The following is a 19,054-nucleotide window of genomic DNA, read 5'->3' on the forward strand; positions in this document are numbered from 1 at the left end:
CCATCTGGGATGGACGCTGGAGGATGTCAAGCTGTTCTGGATTTTAGTCCTTAAAACTACTATGTGCCGTAACTTTAACGCTTTCCTGAGTCCCGTCAAAATTGAACACTTGTTTTTTACCAAAAATCCAGAAACGGGGCGTTATGATATCCGTCCTCGTGATGTCATTCAGGCGGATTTACAAGACCGGATTCATTATGCAACAGCTTTAGCCGAAGATTGTTCTAAGAAAAGCACCAAGGCGGGTTATGATGCGGCGGGAATGGCGATCGCATCCATTCCCCTTGACCCCATTTTTCACCTCCTCGCCCAGCACCCCCAAAACAATGGCGGATTGGCTGTGGGGGAAATGCAGGAGATTGTCACCCAAATTCAAGGGCAAGTAGAAACAGGGGTAAAAGTCGCCCGAGATGGGGGAGACTTGTTGAAAACTTGGGACACCCTTCTCCATCGCATTGCACCGGAGAACCATGAATTTATTACCAACTGGGAAACCCATGTGCGCCAAGCCTCTCAGGGGGATATGTATTCCGAAAGCAACGCCCACCCCCATCAAGAATTGTGGGCCAGCGAGAAGATTCGGCTGTATCAGGTCACGGAACAAGGCGAGCTATTTTTTGCCGAAGGCGATCGCACCCTTAGCCCCAGTTTATTCTCCGACACCCACAACGGCGACATCAACGACGCCGCCCGTTATAAACGCTTTCTCACCTACGAAGGATTCCGCTTCTCCTCCAACTCCGACTCCTGCGTAGAACCTGCCCTCAAACGCTTTATCTACGAACATTTGCGCGCTCAACAACTCCCCGGCGCGCTCCATCGTCTCGCCTACGTTGACCCCGATTATTTAAACCAAGATACCGCCGTTGTCGATAGTAGCGGGCATATTGGCTATTATTACCTCGGAGAACCCTTTGCCCATAAAACCCTCCGAGTTACCTTAGAAGGCAAAAAAATCACCTTCCGTCAAAGTACCGGACAAGAAATTCAAACCTTTATTCAACAGGGTTTTTTACGCGATGATGACTATTCCACCGCCTCCGAAAAAATCCAAGAACTCTTAACCTTAACCCAACAACTCACCGAAGCTGGAGCGCAACAAGTTACCATTGCTTCAGCCTTAGTCGCCCGAATTTTAGAATATTCTAACCCCAAAAACAAGTTCACCTTTCAATCCTTTACCCCCCTCGGTAAGCCCGACCAAGCCTTACTGAGTGGTGGCACCTATAATATGTTACGCGGCGGAACAGAACGGGGTGGAGAAGAAGGCGGGGAACTGATTTTTTATCGTCCTAAACCTTACGATTTACGCAACTATAACCGAGTGGCATTTCTTTCCGCTTCTGAAGAAAATGCCATCAAAGAGCAAGTTATTTTGCTTAAATCTGAATCGGTTTATACAGAAAAAATCGAAGTAGCGGAAAAAGTCGCTCAAGAATTGGGCTTTCTTTCCGGTTTACGAGCCACAGCTTACATCACCGAAGGGGTTGCACCGATTTATGATGTATTACCTGGGGAAATTGTAGAAGTCACCCCCGATGGAAATGTACGGATGTTTAATATTTACCGAGGGCAAGAAATCCCCTTAGTGAGTATTGAAAAACAGAAAAAAGAAGAATTTATTAGTGCCACAACCTTCCGAAAAGAACGCCTTGCTCCTCTCAAAGTTTTTAAAATTGAATACCGCAATTTAAACAATCAAATAATTCCCTGTCCTTACAACAAGTATGGGGAAGAAATTATTGTAATTCAACCTCTAGCCTTACGGAAAAACACCGAAAAACTATTCTTTAAAACCCCCGACGGAAAAGTAAAAGTCCGAAGCGGAGAACAGGGAATCGGTTTAGTCATGGGAACAGAACATGAGGAACTCCGACTCCATCGAATTAAGCAAATTAATCAAATCCTCACCGGAGCAGCAGGGACTTCTTTTTTAATTAATATGATTGCCGGGAATGTAGCCCGTAAACTCTGTTTAAATACCCTGCCTGTGGTCAACTTAGATGGCTTTACCGGGTCAGATACCATTCCCCCTTCCGTGAGTGATAAAACCCTGTTTCTGGCTAATTCCAACTCCGGGGGAACATCCGATACCATTAAACTCACCCATGAGTTAGCCAGTCTTCCCTCAGTAGTCGAACGAATTGAACAAGAAGTAAATCGACGAGATCCCATGTTAGGGGAGGTCATTGTGGCTAAAGCCCGTTTAGCCGAGATTAAAACCTATTTAAAACCAGACACTAAACGGCAAGATTTACCCCAACATTTACAGGATTTTATTGCCCAATATACCCCTTGGATTTATGTAGTGACCAACATTGAAGCCAGCGCATTAGGAAATATTGGGCGGGGCTTAGATGGGGTGATTCAGCCTGCGGCTGGAGCCGGAATTACGAACTTACCAGAAGAGGAATGTGTCGGGTCTACCTTTGCGGCAATGGCATCCTTACAATGGCAATTAGCCCTACACACTTATTTAGGAGAAATTCGGGGGGATATTTCCCCAGATTATGCCTCCCAAGTCTATGCAGAATTAGCCCAGTTACCTGATGTAGTGGAAACCATTGTCAGCGACACGCGGTTAATTGCTGAAATTGAACAGATGTGTGATGAATTAGTAGGGGGAAACTTCGATTTTGTCTATACAGGCTATTTAGATGGAGTGCCAGAAGAACAAGCCCACAAAGCCGCCGAAATGATTCAGGAAATGTTTGCCGGGTGGCATTTTTTCCAGTTCCAACATGGCAAATATGCCCACATGAAGCGACGCACTCGCCACACTCTGGGGTCAATTTTAGGCCACAATGCGCCGCCTCCTTCTTGGCCCTTTTTCAATGCCCGGGCGATTAAATCCGCCAGTGAAATCGGTCCCCGGGTCGCCACTTCCTTCTTTATTGCCCACGAAAGCGATCGCGAAACCTTACAATCCATCCCCGATTATGCCCCCGACTACGTTTTTACCTACCCGGCCGATAGCATTGTGTTATATCCCTTTCAGGTCATTATTGTCAGTCATTTAATCTCCTATTTCTGGGGGCTGAAAAAGAAAGAGTTAGCACGCAAAATTGAAGGCTGGAATCAGCCCTTTGTGGATTTATTATGTCAGGTTTCCCCCCAAGGGGTAGAGATGCCCGAGGGATTACGTCAACAAGTCGCCCAACAAGCCCAACAGGTCTTACAGGAGTTTATCCAATTCTACCAAACGACTCATTATTTCGACCGGATAGAAGGACAGCGCCGGGAAATTATTTTAAATAATTTGTCGATTTTAGCAGGGGAAAACGCCAGTTACGAAATGGGGCAAGAAGTTGGGGGCTTTTTTCATAGTTCGCCCCACAAAGTGTCCGTAAAGGTGCAGCGTCAAATGGCAGAATCTCCCAATGATGAAACCTATTTAGCCGTGTTAAAAGACTTGGCGTTAGAGTTGAGTAATGGGGAACAATCGAAACAGTTAGCCGATCATTTCTTAATTGATGAGTTTGGGGCAACTATGCCCACGCAAATTGAAATTGAACGACCTCATGGACGGAAGCGTAAGGTGTATGAAAGTGATTATTTAGCCGAGTACGAAGGATTAGGCACATTTTATGATGTAGAACCCGTACATCCGCCGAAAATTGCTAAAGCCAAAAAAGGATGGTTATAGACCTAGATTTTAGATAGGGTGTCCCGTCTTTTCACCCGATAGCTTTAGTTAGTAAAATTGTAGTGATTCACCAGTTGCCTCGTACCCCAGAAACTCCATCCTTAAGAGTCTTAGGACGGGGCAAAGTTCAAACTCAAGCGATTGAGGAACTAGAAGTCTTATCACCGGATAATCCTTGGCGAGCCAATGCTTTAATCCTGCTCAATCGCTTAAAAGCTCATTTAGAAACAAACCTCAATCCAAATATAGTCTTGCCTCATCAATTATTAGAAAACCCCCACCATGTTGGGTTGCGCTATCGCTCCACCCAACCTACGGGGCTAAGTATTTTACTGCAATGTTGCGTTGAAAGCCCCATCCCCTTGTGGGTGGGGAACTTCAACTCATGAATTAACGATTCTCCCGACGAGAAGCGGTGAATGTTTGAGAGGGTAATAACTGACCTTCTCCCAAAATCTGAATACTATCTGAGGCCATTTGAATCTGTACCGACTCACCTATCGCGAAACAGTCTAAATTGCTGCGATAAATATTCTGCCGTCGTACAACAATCGTACTTTGAGGAGTGAGGCGAATGACAAAACGGGTATCTGTGCCTAAATAGACTACTTCTGTTACAATTCCGGCTAAACAGGGCTGATCTAAATAATGGGCGGGGTGAATGGTGGCTTTTTCTGGGCGAATGACTAAGGTGACAACTTTCCCTACGGGAAAGGTTTCGGAACAAGGGATGGAAATGGGTAGGGTTTCATCGACTAACACTACGACACCCCCACTATCTTGTTCAATGACTCGACCGACTAAAAAGTTACTTTCCCCAATGAAGTCGGCCACAAATCGACAGTTGGGTTGTTCGTAAATTTCCGTTGGAGTGCCAACTTGTAAGACTTTTCCCTCTTGCAATACGGCAATCTGATCGGACATGGTAAGGGCTTCTTCTTGGTCGTGGGTGACGTAGATGAAGGTAATGCCTAGCTGTTGCTGCATATGCTTCAGTTCAAGCTGCATTTCCTTGCGCAGTTTGAGGTCTAGGGCTCCAAGGGGTTCGTCAAAGAGGAGGACTTGAGGCTGTTTGACGATGGCCCGGGCTAGGGCGACTCGTTGCTGTTGCCCTCCGGAAAGTTGTCGGGGGCGACGATCTTCTAGTCCGTTCAAGCGTACTAATGCTAAGGCATCTCCGACGCGGGTGCGGATTTGTTGCCGGGGGAGATTTTCCATTTCTAGACCAAAGGCCACGTTTTCAGCGACGGTTAAATGGGGAAAGAGGGCGTAGTTTTGGAAGACGGTGTTCACGGGACGATGAAAGGGGGGGCGATCGCGCATTTGTTCCCCCTGTATATAAACCTCCCCCGTCGTGGGCAATTCAAACCCCGCAATCATCCGTAAAATCGTTGTTTTCCCACAACCTGATGGCCCCAGCAAGGAAAAAAACTCCCCTTCGGGAATCTGTAAACTCACCTGATGAACGGCCCGAAATTCTCGCTTATTCTTGCCTAGAAAGACTTTGCTAACCCCAACTAATTCCACTGCATTCATTAGAATTCACCCCTTGCGCGTCACTCCAAAACGGCTCAATGCTTGACGAATCACCGTTATTCTTAACATTCCCTATTTTCAGGGAAAAATATAGCCCAACGTTAGTTTTTCTGAGTCTTTGCCGTTTCAGCTTCCGATGGCTACTTTCAACTCCGTCCAAATATCATCATAAAGTGCCGTATCTCGCCCTAAGTCTCGGGCATATTCCAGACGCTCTAAGGTTTCATCTGGGGGGTAAATGCCCGGATTGGCTAAGTCTGCTTCATCAATCAAACCTTGTTCAATGGCCGCTTTATTGGGAGTGCCAAACTTCACGTAATTAGAAATGGCTGCCCCAATTTCTGGTTCTAAAATGAAATTAATAAAGGTTTCTGCCAGTTCTTTATGGGGGGCATCTTTAGGAATAGCTAGATTATCCGTCCAAATAATCGCCCCTTCTTTCGGGATCACATAACGAATGTTTTCGTTTTCTTCCATCACTTGAAATACATCCCCACTCCACTCTAAAGCAATATCAACCTCGCCTTGATCTAATAAATCTTGTCCCGTATCTGGGGCAAAAGTAGCCACGACAGACCGATGTTCAACCAGAAAGTCTCGTGCTTCTTCTAATTCTTGCCGATTGGTAGTATTCGGGCTATACCCTAACATAATCAACACTGACCCTAACATAGCGCGGGAGTCTTCCATTAATGCTACACGCCCCCGGTATTTATCATCAAAAATCTCCCGCAAGGATTTAATTTCTCCCCCAGTCGCTTGGATATTATAACCAATGCCAAAAGTCCCCCACTGATAGGGAACGCTGTATTTATTGCCCGGGTCAAAGGGATTATCTAAAAACCGAGGATCTACATTTTTTAGGTTGGGAATATTATCATGATTAAGTTCCTCTAATAACCCTTGATTTGCCATACTTTCTACATAATCATCTGTGGGTACAACAATATCATAACCGGGGTTGCCGGGCTGAATTTTAGCTAATAAGGTGTCATTACTATCATAGGTGTCATATTGAACCCGAACATTAAATCTTTGCTCAAATTCTCTGACTACATCGGGATCAATATAGGTAGACCAATTATAAACATTCAGGACGTTACTAGCGCGGCTTAATTGACCGTCAGAAGTTCCGGGACGATTGGCGGCACAAGCGACGGGAAATGTCACCCCGATGATGAATAATAGGACTAAAATGAGCAGTCGTTTCATAGGCTTTCCCTCGCTAGTAAAACACTGATTGTTATAAAATTTTCTTTAGTGTAGCTTAGGTTGTGTCGAACGGTTGACTTTTGGCGATATTTTTTAAATTTTGTTGCAATCAAGGGTTAGGTTTTCTGGCGTTGAAGGGCTAGGGAGGAAACTAGAATAACTAAGGATGCCACTAACATGAGGGTAGAAATGGCATTAATGGCTGGGGTGACAGATAATTTAATCATGCCGTAGATGAAAACGGGGAGTGTTGTTGCTCCTACTCCAGCTGTAAAAAAGGTAATAACAAAATCATCAAGGGATAGGGTAAAGGCTAATAATGCTCCGCTAATAATACCGGGGACAATTAAGGGTAAGGTAATGCGGTAAAAGGTGCGCCATTCGTTCGCGCCAAGGTCTAGGGCGGCTTCTTCTAAGGTGGGATCTAGTTCAGCAATTCTGGTTCTGACTATGACGGCGACGTAGGAAATATTAAAGGCAATGTGACCAATAATGACGGTGGGTAAACCGAGAACTAAGCGGACTCCGGTTAAGGTTTGAATTAATTGAAAGAGTAGGCTAAAAAATATGAGGAGAGAAATCCCCATTGTAATATCGGGGATAATAATGGGGAGGAAAAGTAGGGCTTCTAAGGCAGATTTTCCTTGAAATCGAAACCGTTCCATTGCTAGTCCGATTAAGGTTCCCATTACGGTGGCGGCAAGGGTAGAGATTCCCCCGACCCAGAGACTGTTAAATAGGGCGTTCCAGATTTGCTGTGTGGCAATGTCTGCTTGTCCGGCAACTCCTTCAAATAGGCTTTGATACCATTTCAAGGTAAAGCCTCGCCAAACGGCATTTAAGCGTGATTCGTTGAAGGAGTAAATCACGAGGATGATGATGGGTAGATAGAGAAAAATAATACTGAGAATGGCGGTAAGTTCGAGCAATCTTTGTCCAATAATTCGAGTCCATCGGTCTAGTTTTTGATTTTTTTCTAGGGAGGAAGTGATCATAGCAGTGCGTGGTAACTAGGGCAATTTACAATCAAGCATTGATTCCTATTTGCGGTCATGGTGGGTCATTGTTACAATAATTTCTGTTTTACTGCAAGTTAGGGATTAGTGATGAGGGAGGGGGTAAGTTTTCTTTTTATCTACTACACTATTGGCTACTCACTATCTGCAACGGAAGTTATTCTGTCCGAGAGACACTAGAACTGATTACTGTTTTCTGAGTTACGGAAGTAGATTAAAATGGGGACGAGAACAATGGCCATCATGACAATCGATAACACGGAACCAAAGGGCCAATTTCTCGCGCCAAGAAATTGATTTTGAACTAGGTTTCCAATCATGATGGATTTTGCGCCGCCTAAAATATCGGGGGTAATGAATTCTCCAACGGCGGGTATAAAAACGAGTAAAGATCCGGCGACAATTCCCCGAAGGGTGAGGGGAAGAACGACCCGGATTAAGGTTTTTAAATCGTTTGCGCCGAGGTCGTGGGAAGCTTCGATGAGGGAAAAATCGAATTTTTCAAGAGTGGCATAGAGGGGTAAAACCATGAAGGGTAAATAGCCATAAACTAAGCCAATACTGACGGCAAAGGAGTTAAAAAGGAGGTCAAGGGGTTGATTAATGAGGTTTAAACTTTGTAGGAGGGTGTTAATGACGCCTTCGTTGCGCAGAATGATAATCCAAGCGTAAATTCGGATTAAAAAGTTGGTCCAAAAGGGGATGATAATTAAGAGGAGTAGGGTATTTTGCCACCGGGGGGGACGGGTGGCAATGAAGAAGGCGAGGGGATAACCGACGAGGAGACAGATGGTTGTGGTGAGGAAGGCTAGATTGAGGGAACGAGTGAGGACTCCCCAGTAAATGGGGTTAATGAGTCGTTGATAGTTTTCTAGGGTGAAGACCCAACTCACTCCTCCATAGGTGCCTCGTTCAAGGAAGCTATAGAGGAGGACGATGAGGAGGGGGAGGAGGAAGAAGAGAATGAGCCAAAAGGTGGCGGGGAAGAGGAGGATGGAGAGGTTAATTTTTTGGCGGAGGGTTTGGGAGGGGGAGGGATGGGTCATGATGGCCAAGGGGGGGTAGGAAGGTTAAAGACCACCGCCAACGATGGTCACGATTTCAAGGCGATCGCCTGTTTGGATGATAGTGGCTTCCCAATACTGACGGTGCAGGATTTCGCCGTTGTACTCAATGGCAATGAGACGGGGGTTTAAGTCCAGTTGGGTCAGCAGTTGGGGGAGGGAAATATTAGCGGGACAGCTAACGCTTTCTCCGTTGACTTCTAAGGTAATCAGCGAGGTTGAACTAGACATAATGCACCGGATGTTGCAGTTGAGATAGAAAGTATTGAGTCATCAAGGTGGGTTGTTCCGCCTGCATAATAGCGCGAACAACGGCAATCCGTCGCGCTCCGGCTTTGAGAACGTCGGGTAGATTTTGGCTATTAATCCCCCCAATGGCAAACCAAGGGATAGGGCAGTTTTCGAGGGCGTGGCGGATGTATTCAAATCCGGCTGGGGCTTTGTCGGGTTTGGTGGGGGTTTCGTAAACCGGGCCAACGCCAATATAATCGGCTCCTTGTGCGATCGCCTTTTCCATTTCCCCCGGATTCGTCGTGGAACGGCCGATAATACGCTGGGGGCCTAACAGTTGACGCGCTAGGGCAATGGGGGCATCTTGTTGACCTAAATGTACCCCGTCAGCCTTGACCGCTAGAGCTAGATCAATCCGATCATTGACAATAAATAAAGCCCCGTATTGATGGCACAATTGACAGAGTTTTTGCGCTTGGGTAAAACGCACCGTATCATCGGCATTTTTTTCCCGATACTGCACCAACGTTAACCCCCCTTGCAAGGCCGCCTCAACCACGGCGAATAGATTCCCAGAAGGGGAAGTCACCAGATACAAGGCTGATTTTTCCAGCAGATAATGACGTTTCTTGCCCAAAAGCTCACTTTCTAAGCTATACACCTCATAGCGCATCTGTTTACAACGGGCGGCCATTTGGGTGTTGTAGAGTTTGGCATACTCCTCCAGAACCCGTAAAGCCTCTTGAACGCGGCAGAGATTGACTTGGAGTAGGTGTTCAATGTCAGTCCGTTCTACTTCTTGGGGATGGGTGAGGTGGGTTCCAGGATCGCCGGGGGTGTCTCTCGCTTGGCGCAACTCACTACTGTGCCATTGTCCGAGTTGTTGACGCATTTGTTTACAGAGTTGGGTCAGGTCGCTATCATTCAACCCGAAACGGCACCACTCCTCAATAATACGCAGACCCTCACGCGCTCGGTCTAGGTTAGCATCTAAAATGCGGTAAATGGCTTGACTATTACTCAAGGGGGGTTGGTTTTGTTCTCCCATTATGTTTGATTGAAGTTTTGCACTTTCAGAGTATATCAAGTTAACTTGTTGTCTTTGCACCCCGATTCACTATGCCCTATAGTCTCGTTTTGAACCTGACTCCCACCTCTCCCATTTACCCCAATTTCCTCCAAGGGAGACACTTCCACGCGCTCTTTCTCAACTTAGTCCAAGCGGTGGATCCCGAACTGTCTGCCCATCTCCATGAGTCCGCCGCCCATAAGCCCTTTAGCCTCAGTCCCTTACAAATCCAATCGCCGAGAAAACTGCCCCTGCAATGGCAATATAAAGACCTTATCCCCCCCGGAACACCCTGTTGGTGGCGGGTGTCGCTGTTGGATGATGGGTTATTCAAACGCTTAACCCAACTCTGGTTAAATCTCAATCCTGAACGGCCGTGGCATTTGGGCCCGGCGGATTTAAAAATTACCAGTATTCTCGGCACTCCCCAACCCCAACAACCTTGGTCTAATGCTTGTTTGTATGAACAACTCTATGAACAGGCCTCGGAGGATAATAAAATTTTGGCCTTTTCTTTCGCTACACCGATGGCTTTTCGTCAAGGAAAATATGACACGGCGTTTCCTTCGCCGGAGTTGGTGTTTAACAGTTTACGCAGTCGTTGGAATAAGTACAGTTCGGTTCCCATTGAATCTCTCAATTTGGAGGCCATTTTTCCCAGTTTTTTTGAGGTTCACAGCGAGATGGTTAATGATGGGCGGACTAAGTTTATCGGTTGTGTGGGGAGTTTAACCTACCGGATTTTCGGCTCGTTGGATGCCCAAGAGATCAGGAATTTTAACGCTTTGGCAGATTTTGCCCTCTATGCGGGGGTAGGCCGTAAAACGACAATGGGGATGGGGATGGTGCGCCGATTGGAGACGGGGGCTAAATCTGCTTAAATGGGATCTGTGAGTTTGAGGGCAATACTTTGTCTAAGGAAGTAGAAGGCGGTTCAACGCAACGAGCCGTTTTTTGTGATTTTGATGGCACGATTACGGCTGTGGAAACGTTTGTGGGGATGTTAAAGGAGTTTGCTCCAAAACAGTCGGCGATTATCTTGCCTCAGATGTATGCAAGGACGTTAACGCTACGGGAGGGGGTGCGGCAACTGTTGGAGTCGATTCCGACTACTCGTTATCAGGCGATGTTGGAGTATGGGGATGATAAACCCTTGCGGCCGGGTTTGCCGGAGTTGTTGCAGTTTTTAGGGACTCAGGGGGTGCCGTTTCATGTGGTGTCTGGGGGCTTGCGGGGAATGGTTGAACGGGTTTTGAGTCGGACAAGGGTGGGGGAAATGCCTATAATAGAAGGTGTGGCTTCAATTACGGCCCTAGAGGTGGACGCCATTCCGGGTCAAGCTTTTTTAACGGTTCCGGTTCAGCGTTTTGAGGCGGGTTCGGAATTGGTGGCGAAAGTGAAGGTTATGGAAGAGTATGGGGCCGGGGAACGGGTGGTGATTGGGGATTCTCTGACGGATATTAATATGGCATTGCAGGCGGATCTGGTGTTTGCTCGCGATCGCCTAATTGATTACTTGGAGCAAGAACAAAAGCCCTATATTCCTTGGCAGGATTTTCTGGAGGTGCGCGATCGCCTAGCTGAACGATGGGGGGTATCATGACAACAACAGCAACAGTTCGAGCCGATTTAGTGACCTCAGCCCAACAATTTTATCAGTTAGGCTGGATGTTAGGCACGGCCGGGAATTTATCGGCGAAAAACCCCGACGGGAGTTTCTGGATTACCGCTAGTGGCAAGGCAAAAGGCCGTCTCAGTGAACAGGATTTTGTGCGACTTGCTCCCCACGGACAGGTTTTAGAAAGCCCTCTGCCGGAGAATCGCCCCTCGGCAGAAACCAGCATTCATCAAGCGATTTACGACCTATTCCCCGAAGCTCAAGCTTGTTACCATGTCCACTCCGTGGAGGCCAATTTAGTCACCCAATTTTGTGAGGGAGACAGTTTAACTTTACCTCCCCTAGAAATGATTAAAGGGTTGGGGATTTGGGAAGAAAATCCTCAAGTTTCTCTGCCTGTGTTCGAGAATTATCTAGATGTGCCGAAAATTGCCCAGGCCATCCGCGATCGCTTTTCGGTTTCCTGTCCCGAAGTCCCAGCCCTCCTCATTCGTCATCACGGAGTCACCGTCTGGGGAACTTCCCCCACAGAAGCTCACAATCGCGTGGAAATCGCGGAATATTTATTCCGCTATATCGTCGCCCTAGGTTAGATATATCCCACCCTGTCTTAATTTTGGGGGATTTAATGTTATGAATAACAATTCACTGAGTGCAAGAATTGCTGCACAATTCTATCTAAACTATCAAGAACAGTCTTTTCTTCCTTCCCTTAAACCTTCCCTCTCTAGTCAAGAACTCTACCAGAACTTGACAGGCATCATGGCAGATCATCAAGTTAATATTTCCCAGCGCGAAGCCCGAAATAAACTGTTCATTGATATGGTGATTCGTGGGGTTTGTAATTACTACCGAGATCATTTAATCCTCTGGCATCACGTCACCACCGATGATAATTTTACCCAACCCATGATTCCCAGTTACATTGTGGCGAGACGTTCCCCCTTACAAGGAAAAACGGTTTTTGATCAGCCTTATTTACTCCTTTGTGAGGGACAAAAAGGGAATTTTGATGATGTTTGGGCGGTTTGTTTAAACAAACTGGTTAAGGTGCAACGCATCAGTCAAGGTGAATGGACACGGACTTTATTCGGCATTGTTTCCGACGGGGAAATCTGGCAATTTAGCCAACTTAAAGGGGATTTATTTATTCGAGAACCCAAGAATTACAAAACAGCCGAGTTATCTCAGCTTTTAGCAGTTATGTTTCATCTTTTTGAGAAATGCCAGCTACAAATTATCTCCAATTTTTATTGAAATTGGATGATTTTGGGTTAATTGGGTAAATTAGTTGAGTCTCGTTGTTTGTTGGGTTGTGCTGCCGCTTCACCCAACCTAGAGATCGCGAAACAATTAACAATCATTAATCATTGATTATCAATTGTTTTGTTGGGTTGCGCTGTCGCTTCACCCAACCTACAGATAGCATTCTTTATTTCAAAAGCATCTTAATATATTTCAACTTTCCTTCATAGGGTGGATAACGCAACTTGAGGTCAAACAGAAAAGACCGCGTTAAAACACTCTTATAGTGGGAAAAAGTGTCAAAGGTAGCCTTACCATGATAAGCCCCCATACCACTATCTCCTACCCCTCCGAACGGCATTTGAGGAGAGGCAATGTGCATAATGGTGTCATTAATACAAACCCCACCGGAGGAGGTTTGAGTTAACACTTGTTGTTCCGTTTTCTTGTTGGTGGTAAAGAGATACAGGGCTAAAGGTTTAGGGCGTTGGTTAATTTGGGCGATCGCATTTTCCAACGACTCGTACTCTAGAATGGGCAAAATGGGGCCAAAAATCTCGTCAGCCATGACCTCATCCTCCCATGTCACCCCATCCAACAGGGTAGGGGCAATATAGCGGGTTTCTGGCTCTGACTCTCCCCCATAAATGACCTTTTCTGGCTCAATTAAGCCCGTTAACCGTTGAAAATGCCCCGCGCTGATGATTCTGGCATAGTCAGAACTGGCGGCCGGATTTTCCCCATAAAACGCCTTAATTTGTTCCACCATTGCCTCAATTAAAGGCTGTTTAATACTAGGGTGAACCAATAAATAATCCGGGGCGATACAAGTTTGTCCAGCATTGATAAATTTCCCCCACACAATGCGCCTTGCTGTATATTCTAAGTGGGTGTCTGGGGTGACAATACAGGGACTTTTTCCCCCTAATTCAAGGGTGACAGGGGTTAAATATTGGGCGGCCGCCTCCATGATAATCTTGCCGATTTTTGTCCCACCTGTAAAGAAAATATGGTCAAATTTGTGTTGTAATAAATCTTGGGTAATTTCTTTATCACCTTCCACAACGGCGATGTATTCCGAGGGGAAGCTATTACCGAGAATTTTCGCGATGATGCTAGAGGTGTGGGGGGCGAGTTCTGAGGGTTTCAGGATAGCACAGTTTCCGGCGGCGATCGCACCGATTAAGGGTGCAATACCTAACTGAAAGGGATAATTCCAAGGGCTAATAATTAAAACCACCCCCAAAGGTTCAGCCATAATGCGACCAGAAGCAGGAAATTGGGTGATTAAAGTCTTTGCCTTTTTCGGTTTCGCCCACTTTTTAATCTGTTTCAAGCTATAGTTAATTTCTTCAATACACAGAGTTAATTCTGCGGCAATGGCTTCAAAGGATGGCTTATTTAAATCCTGTTGCAACGCTTCTAATATCTCGCTTTCGTGGGTTTCAATCGCCGCCTTTAGCGTTTTAAGCTGCGTAATCCGAAATTCAATATCTTTGGTTTTACCTGTGGCAAAAAAAGAGCGTTGTTGTTGAATAAGGTCAAGGTTAGAGGCAATAGTTAACATAGGTACAGGAATCACTAAAGTTTAGACTCGAAAGGCAAGAAAAGCGGCTAGGGGTAGACCCATGCCAGCCCAAGGTAGATGATGAGAGAAGAGAAATTAACCCACACCTCCCAATGATGATTATCCGAAAACCCCAACAATGTCGTCAAGCCAGCTAGGAAGCCTTGGGGACAGCCAAAGATGTCGCCTGTCACTCAATGGAGACACTACTATACTACTGATGACTCCCACCTCCCTAGTTGAATTGCCCCTGTCATCTCTTGTCCGTCATTGCTGGTAAAATCCAGTGTTGACGACTGACTGATTAACCGCTCACCTAAATTTAAGGTTCTGTTTACAATAGTTAATGAAAACTAATCAATCGAGGGTTATTCTGTGATATCAGAAAAATGTATAGGTCATGTCTCCCCCCATCCTGAATGACCTCAAACTGTCGTATCCTATAGCACATTTCCCCATTCTCGACCTATGCCCAATGTTGTCCTCGTTTATCCTCAAATTCCACCCAATACAGGCAATATTGCCCGAACTTGTGCCGCCACAGGAACCCCTCTCCACCTCGTCGCGCCCTTAGGATTTGAAATTAGCGATCGCCATCTCAAACGCGCTGGTCTGGATTATTGGCCTCACGTTGATTTGCACTATCACGAAAACTGGGAAACCTTCTTAAGCTATCAGCAAACTCGCACCGGGCGCCTACTCGGTTTTTCCGTCCGTGGCCGCCAAAGCTATGTAAAATATACCTTTCAAGAAGACGACTGGCTGATGTTTGGTAGCGAAACCCAAGGTTTGCCCCCCGAGATTTTGCAGCAATGCACCAGCACCCTCTACATTCCCATGACAGAAACCGGAGTACGCAGTCTCAATCTATCCGTCAGTGCCGCCGTCGCCCTTTTTGAAGCGCGGCGACAACTCGGCTACCTAGAAAAAGCCAGCATCTCTACCCCTAAAACCTAGCTTTTTCAACGGTTCTAGTCCTCGTTTCGTCCCCTGATCTTTAAACCTAACTATAAATAATGTGTCTCTCAATCTGAATTAGGTTATCTAAGTTACAAAATAGGGGCAACCTGATAAGAAATTTCTATCACAACACCGCCCCCTCCAACCGACCTCACCCTCCCATTTTCACCTAGTGCAAAAAAACTATTTTCAAACTATAGAACTGTGGGAAAGCATTTAATAACCTAAGTTTGGAGCTTTTTCTACCATCAACATTTAACCCTTTCTTGATTGTTTCTGCTTATCGTTGCCATCAGGGATCAAGAAATTCAAGATTACCCTCCCCTCTCGAAACAGTGCTACAATCTCACTCCATAATCTCCGATTGAGTTTGTCAGTCATTCCGGAAGCCCACATTCTGTAGTCGTATGTTATTCCAAGAGTTGCACCTGATCCTAAACCGCACAGACCTCCAGAACCTCAGACCATCTAAAATTTGGGGGCTGGGTTTTTTGGCGGGCTGTTGGCCGTTTAATCACGAGCAGGTGAATCCCGAGCAATTCGGGCAACTCAATCAGGGAATTTCACTCTCAAATCAACTTTTTTTCCGATTGACTTGTCTAAATTGGAAAAGCAGAGTAATCTTACCTAGGTTACTCACTGTGAGTTTACTGTCAGTGATTGTCGTCACTTGCGATAATGCGTTAAGTTACAAAACCCAATTTATGGAGTAACATCAAACGCAGATTAATCTAGACAGTCAATCGCTTATTACACACTAGGAGGTCGTTGTTGAAACGCTCACTCACACAAAACAAAACTATTCCTCCCTGCCTAGCAGACTCCCCTGAGACCCTGAACAACCCCTCGGCAAAGGAAGACACAAATTCTAAACTAAACAATGATGTCGCCCGTCGCGCTCGTGCCACTGTATTAGGAATTGCTGCCCTCTCCGCAGGTGTTTTCTTCCCCAGTCAAGGAGAAGAGGCCCTAGCCGCAGAATCTTCCCTCAATACCCTGCCGATTACCACCAAAACCACAGCTAACTCTGACGCAGAAGATACTGTCCCCGTTGCGGCGGCTAACAGTGTGATTGTTCAGGAATCCGTCACCGCCAATACCACGCCGGCTGTGATTACCCCGGCCTTAATTAAACACCGGGTTAAGGATGGCGATACCCTTTGGGACATCTCTCAAGACTACGGTATTACCCCCGAAGCGATCGCCGCTTCTAACGCCATCCAATCTGAATCCGTTCTCGCCATCGGTCAAACGCTGAAAATTCCCACCGTTAACGGGATTGCTGCCAGCGAAGATGACCGCCCCGCCGAAACTCTTGTTGCCCGTCATCAGCCTGATGCCAGCGCTTTGGTTTCCTCCACTCCCGAATCTGTCTCCGAAGATTCCGTAGTGGTTCCAGGAACCCTTGATCATCTCCTCAACCCGCGTCAGGATGCGTCTGAACTCGACTTAACCTCTCCTCAAGGAGCAACAGAGGAACAAGCGGCAACCCTTGAGTCTTTATCCATTGGTGAAGCGGTAGCCTCTCCCACAACCCCTACCCTTTCCACCGACACCAATACTAGAAACCGTGAAGGGGATGTTCCCAGAATCATTGCCTCCTCTTCTCCAGAATCTGCACCTACTTTTTCCTTTAATACCGAGGCATTCACCCAAACAGAACGCCCGGCAGAAGATTCCGTCGTGATTCCCGAAACCGTTGTAGAAACAACGGCAGAACAACCCGTCGCCCAAAATCCCGAATCCGTGATTGTGGCGGCAACTCAAGTCGGTGGCTCCACCACCTCCCGCGATTCTGTCTTTGTTCCTCCTACAGCCGTTACGGGTTCCGTGTACCTTGTACAACCCGGTGATACCTTAGATGTCATCGCCAGTCGTTATGGCGTATCTCGCGCCGAATTAATGCAGGCGAACAACATCCGGAATCCTCATAACCTGCAAATTAATCAGGAGCTTCGGATTCCCCGCTCCGAAATGGTGCGCACCTTAGTAAGTCAAACCCCAACTGTGATTTATAACAGTGGGGAAGAAACGAGCGATTCAGAATCCACCCTTGTGGCGCAAACTCCTGCCGCAACCGTGGCTTCTAACCTCGAAGATCCGGCTAACCCCTACGTGGAGCGGATGGCCAACGAAATTCGCCGGATGCGGGAAGAGTATCGCGCTCAACGCGATCGCCAAGCCACCAGCAACTATCCTGAAAACTCCAACGAGTCCAGCATCCAAGTACCCGCCACTCCTGAACCTGCTGCGGCTCCAGTTAACCCCGAATGGCAGCGTCAACGCACCCAAGCCAGCACCAGTTCAGTTCCATCCACTACCGTTGTAGCCGAAGAAGTCCGTCAACCTCAATTGACCCGGACTACCGTACAGCGTCCCAATCCTCAACCCAGCGTTGTCGCCGCCGCACCGGCTCCGGTACAAGGCTACAACCGTTTATTACAACTGCCTTCTGGTCAGGCCGTTGAACCTCAACTGCCCCCCTTACAGGATCGGGATCAATACCTGCCCGAACGTCCCCCCGAATTCAACGGCTACATCTGGCCAGCACGGGGTGTCCTGACATCCGGTTATGGTCCTCGTTGGGGACGGATGCACCGAGGCATTGACATCGCCGCACCGACCGGAACCCCCATCTATGCCGCCGCCGCAGGAGAAGTCATTACCGCAGGTTGGAACTCCGGCGGTTACGGAAACCTAGTCGATATCCGCCACCCCGATGGCAGCATGACCCGTTATGCTCACAACAGCCGACTGTTAGTCCGTCCCGGTCAGCGCGTCGAGCAAGGTCAGAAAATCGCTCTGATGGGTAGTACCGGATTTAGCACTGGGCCTCACCTGCACTTTGAAGTCCACCCCGCTGGACGGGGTGCTGTGAATCCTATGGCCTTCTTACCGAGAAATCGTTAGGAATTGCCTGCGGTTTGCAAATACAATCCTGTTGAGTCTCCCCGTTTAATGCTTAGGCATTAAACGGGGCTTTCCTCTGGCTGAGGATGCCCAGAAAAAAGAATCGGATCTTTGACCTCCTCTCCACGCAAAGCCCAATTTTCCCAAAAATTTAGTAGATTTTTTAAAACGTCTGTGTTAGGATTAATAACTGCGAGTGAAATTTTACGGCTCGGTAGCTCAGTTGGTTAGAGCAGGGGACTCATAAGCCCAAGGTCGGCAGTTCAAATCTGCCCCGAGCCATTCAAGCTAAATCCTTGATATATCAAGGATTTAGGGATATATCAAGGGTTTAGGATACCTTGTACAGTCTGTTATTGCTTGTACAAGGTATCTGCGTTTCGGTTTCCCGTATTCGGGGGGGACGGTCATCACTGCGAAGACTGGCTAGTGAGTTGGGGTGTTGACCGAAAATAATGGGATACAAGCCCCGTCCTTCAGGACGGCTTTTTATTACCCATTTTTCAATTCCATGTTATTATAATATTTGATATCCATTAACTCAGTATCATCCGTGTTTGTCTACGAGTTTAAGGTCTACCCTAAACCACAACAAATAACCGCCATTAATGAAGCAATTAGGACATCCCAATTTGTCCGAAATAAAGTCCTTCGTTATTGGATGGATAATCGTGGTATCGGTCAGCCCGAAATGTTTAGATACAACACGATTTTGAGAAAAGAGTTTAAGTTTGTCGAACAACTAAACTCCCACGCTTGTCAAGCTGCTGTAGAAAGGACACTCAAGGCAGTTAACCGTTTTTATGAGAATTGTAAAAACCAAGTTCAAGGCAAGAAAGGATATCCTAAATTCAAAAAAAACACTCGTTCAGTAGAATACAAAGTCTCAGGATGGAAACTATCTGAAAACCGAAAATACATTAATTTTATCGACCAGAAAGGGATTGGAAGTTTAAAGCTAGTAGGTTCCAGAGATTTGC

The 19,054-nt window shown here is 46.7% G+C and carries 15 protein-coding genes, 1 tRNA gene and 1 pseudogene; 10 read left to right on the forward strand and 7 right to left on the reverse strand.

The features are described from left to right. The first annotated feature begins 61 nt into the window (after positions 1–61). Both K4A83_RS09375 and K4A83_RS09380 read left to right on the forward strand, forming a co-directional pair. The gene (locus K4A83_RS09375) at positions 62–3,646 is read left to right on the forward strand and encodes a hypothetical protein (protein WP_265264242.1); all 3,585 of its coding nucleotides are present in this window, start codon (positions 62–64) and stop codon (positions 3,644–3,646) included. 62 nt (positions 3,647–3,708) lie between these two features. After that, positions 3,709–4,035: a hypothetical protein gene (locus tag K4A83_RS09380; RefSeq protein WP_265264243.1), complete on the forward strand. Its 327-nt coding sequence runs from the start codon at positions 3,709–3,711 to the stop codon at positions 4,033–4,035. 1 nt (position 4,036) lies between these two features. Here K4A83_RS09380 and K4A83_RS09385 read toward each other — a convergent pair whose 3' ends face one another. The 6 genes from K4A83_RS09385 to K4A83_RS09410 form a co-directional block, all read right to left on the reverse strand. Further along, the gene (locus tag K4A83_RS09385; RefSeq protein ID WP_265264244.1) at positions 4,037–5,182 is read right to left on the reverse strand and encodes an ABC transporter ATP-binding protein; all 1,146 of its coding nucleotides are present in this window, start codon (positions 5,180–5,182) and stop codon (positions 4,037–4,039) included. A 126-nt stretch (positions 5,183–5,308) separates the two neighbouring features. Continuing rightward, positions 5,309–6,394: a polyamine ABC transporter substrate-binding protein gene (locus K4A83_RS09390; RefSeq protein ID WP_265264246.1), complete on the reverse strand. Its 1,086-nt coding sequence runs from the start codon at positions 6,392–6,394 to the stop codon at positions 5,309–5,311. 116 nt (positions 6,395–6,510) lie between these two features. Continuing rightward, complete coding sequence (locus K4A83_RS09395) at positions 6,511–7,389, reverse strand: ABC transporter permease (protein ID WP_265264247.1); 879 nt, start codon at positions 7,387–7,389, stop codon at positions 6,511–6,513. A gap of 197 nt (positions 7,390–7,586) precedes the next feature. After that, positions 7,587–8,456 carry an ABC transporter permease gene (locus K4A83_RS09400; RefSeq protein ID WP_265264248.1) on the reverse strand — a complete coding sequence of 290 codons (870 nt, stop codon included), beginning with the start codon at positions 8,454–8,456 and terminating at the stop codon, positions 7,587–7,589. 24 nt (positions 8,457–8,480) lie between these two features. Next, positions 8,481–8,705, reverse strand: a complete 225-nt coding sequence (thiS, locus tag K4A83_RS09405) for a sulfur carrier protein ThiS (RefSeq protein ID WP_265264249.1) — start codon at positions 8,703–8,705, stop codon at positions 8,481–8,483. Next, positions 8,698–9,753 carry a thiamine phosphate synthase gene (locus K4A83_RS09410; RefSeq protein WP_265264250.1) on the reverse strand — a complete coding sequence of 352 codons (1,056 nt, stop codon included), beginning with the start codon at positions 9,751–9,753 and terminating at the stop codon, positions 8,698–8,700. The genes thiS and K4A83_RS09410 overlap by 8 nt, the downstream gene beginning before the upstream one ends. 71 nt (positions 9,754–9,824) lie before the next feature. On the opposite strand from K4A83_RS09410, the gene cas6 reads away from it, so the two are divergent. Genes cas6 through K4A83_RS09430 form a run of 4 tightly spaced genes read left to right on the forward strand, consistent with a single transcriptional unit; the run spans position 9,825 to position 12,649 of the window. Further along, positions 9,825–10,655, forward strand: a complete 831-nt coding sequence (cas6, locus tag K4A83_RS09415) for a CRISPR-associated endoribonuclease Cas6 (protein WP_265264251.1) — start codon at positions 9,825–9,827, stop codon at positions 10,653–10,655. 29 nt (positions 10,656–10,684) lie between these two features. Next, a complete protein-coding gene (locus K4A83_RS09420; protein ID WP_265264252.1) occupies positions 10,685–11,377 on the forward strand; it encodes an HAD-IB family phosphatase in 693 nt (230 codons plus the stop codon). Next, positions 11,374–11,985: a methylthioribulose 1-phosphate dehydratase gene (gene mtnB / locus K4A83_RS09425; protein ID WP_265264253.1), complete on the forward strand. Its 612-nt coding sequence runs from the start codon at positions 11,374–11,376 to the stop codon at positions 11,983–11,985. The genes K4A83_RS09420 and mtnB overlap by 4 nt, the downstream gene beginning before the upstream one ends. A gap of 40 nt (positions 11,986–12,025) precedes the next feature. Next, complete coding sequence (locus K4A83_RS09430; protein WP_265264254.1) at positions 12,026–12,649, forward strand: hypothetical protein; 624 nt, start codon at positions 12,026–12,028, stop codon at positions 12,647–12,649. 175 nt (positions 12,650–12,824) lie between these two features. Here K4A83_RS09430 and K4A83_RS09435 read toward each other — a convergent pair whose 3' ends face one another. Continuing rightward, positions 12,825–14,204 (reverse strand): aldehyde dehydrogenase, encoded by a 1,380-nt coding sequence (locus K4A83_RS09435; protein WP_265264255.1) that lies wholly within the window; start codon positions 14,202–14,204, stop codon positions 12,825–12,827. A 468-nt stretch (positions 14,205–14,672) separates the two neighbouring features. Here K4A83_RS09435 and trmL point away from each other — a divergent pair, with 468 nt between their 5' ends. From trmL to K4A83_RS09455, 4 genes and pseudogenes are all read left to right on the forward strand, one after another. After that, a complete protein-coding gene (trmL, locus tag K4A83_RS09440; RefSeq protein ID WP_265264256.1) occupies positions 14,673–15,161 on the forward strand; it encodes a tRNA (uridine(34)/cytosine(34)/5-carboxymethylaminomethyluridine(34)-2'-O)-methyltransferase TrmL in 489 nt (162 codons plus the stop codon). Positions 15,162–15,935: 774 nt separating this feature from the next. Next, entirely contained in the window at positions 15,936–18,074 is a 2,139-nt protein-coding gene (locus tag K4A83_RS09445) for a peptidoglycan DD-metalloendopeptidase family protein (RefSeq protein ID WP_265264257.1), read from the forward strand. 208 nt (positions 18,075–18,282) lie between these two features. Next, positions 18,283–18,356 (forward strand) — tRNA-Met (locus K4A83_RS09450). A gap of 271 nt (positions 18,357–18,627) precedes the next feature. After that, positions 18,628–19,054, forward strand: a pseudogene (locus K4A83_RS09455) (RNA-guided endonuclease TnpB family protein); the annotation flags it as partial.

Origin of the sequence: Spirulina subsalsa FACHB-351 (assembly GCF_026130165.1) — a bacterium.
In the GTDB taxonomy this organism is placed as follows: domain Bacteria; phylum Cyanobacteriota; class Cyanobacteriia; order Cyanobacteriales; family Spirulinaceae; genus Spirulina_A; species Spirulina_A subsalsa_A.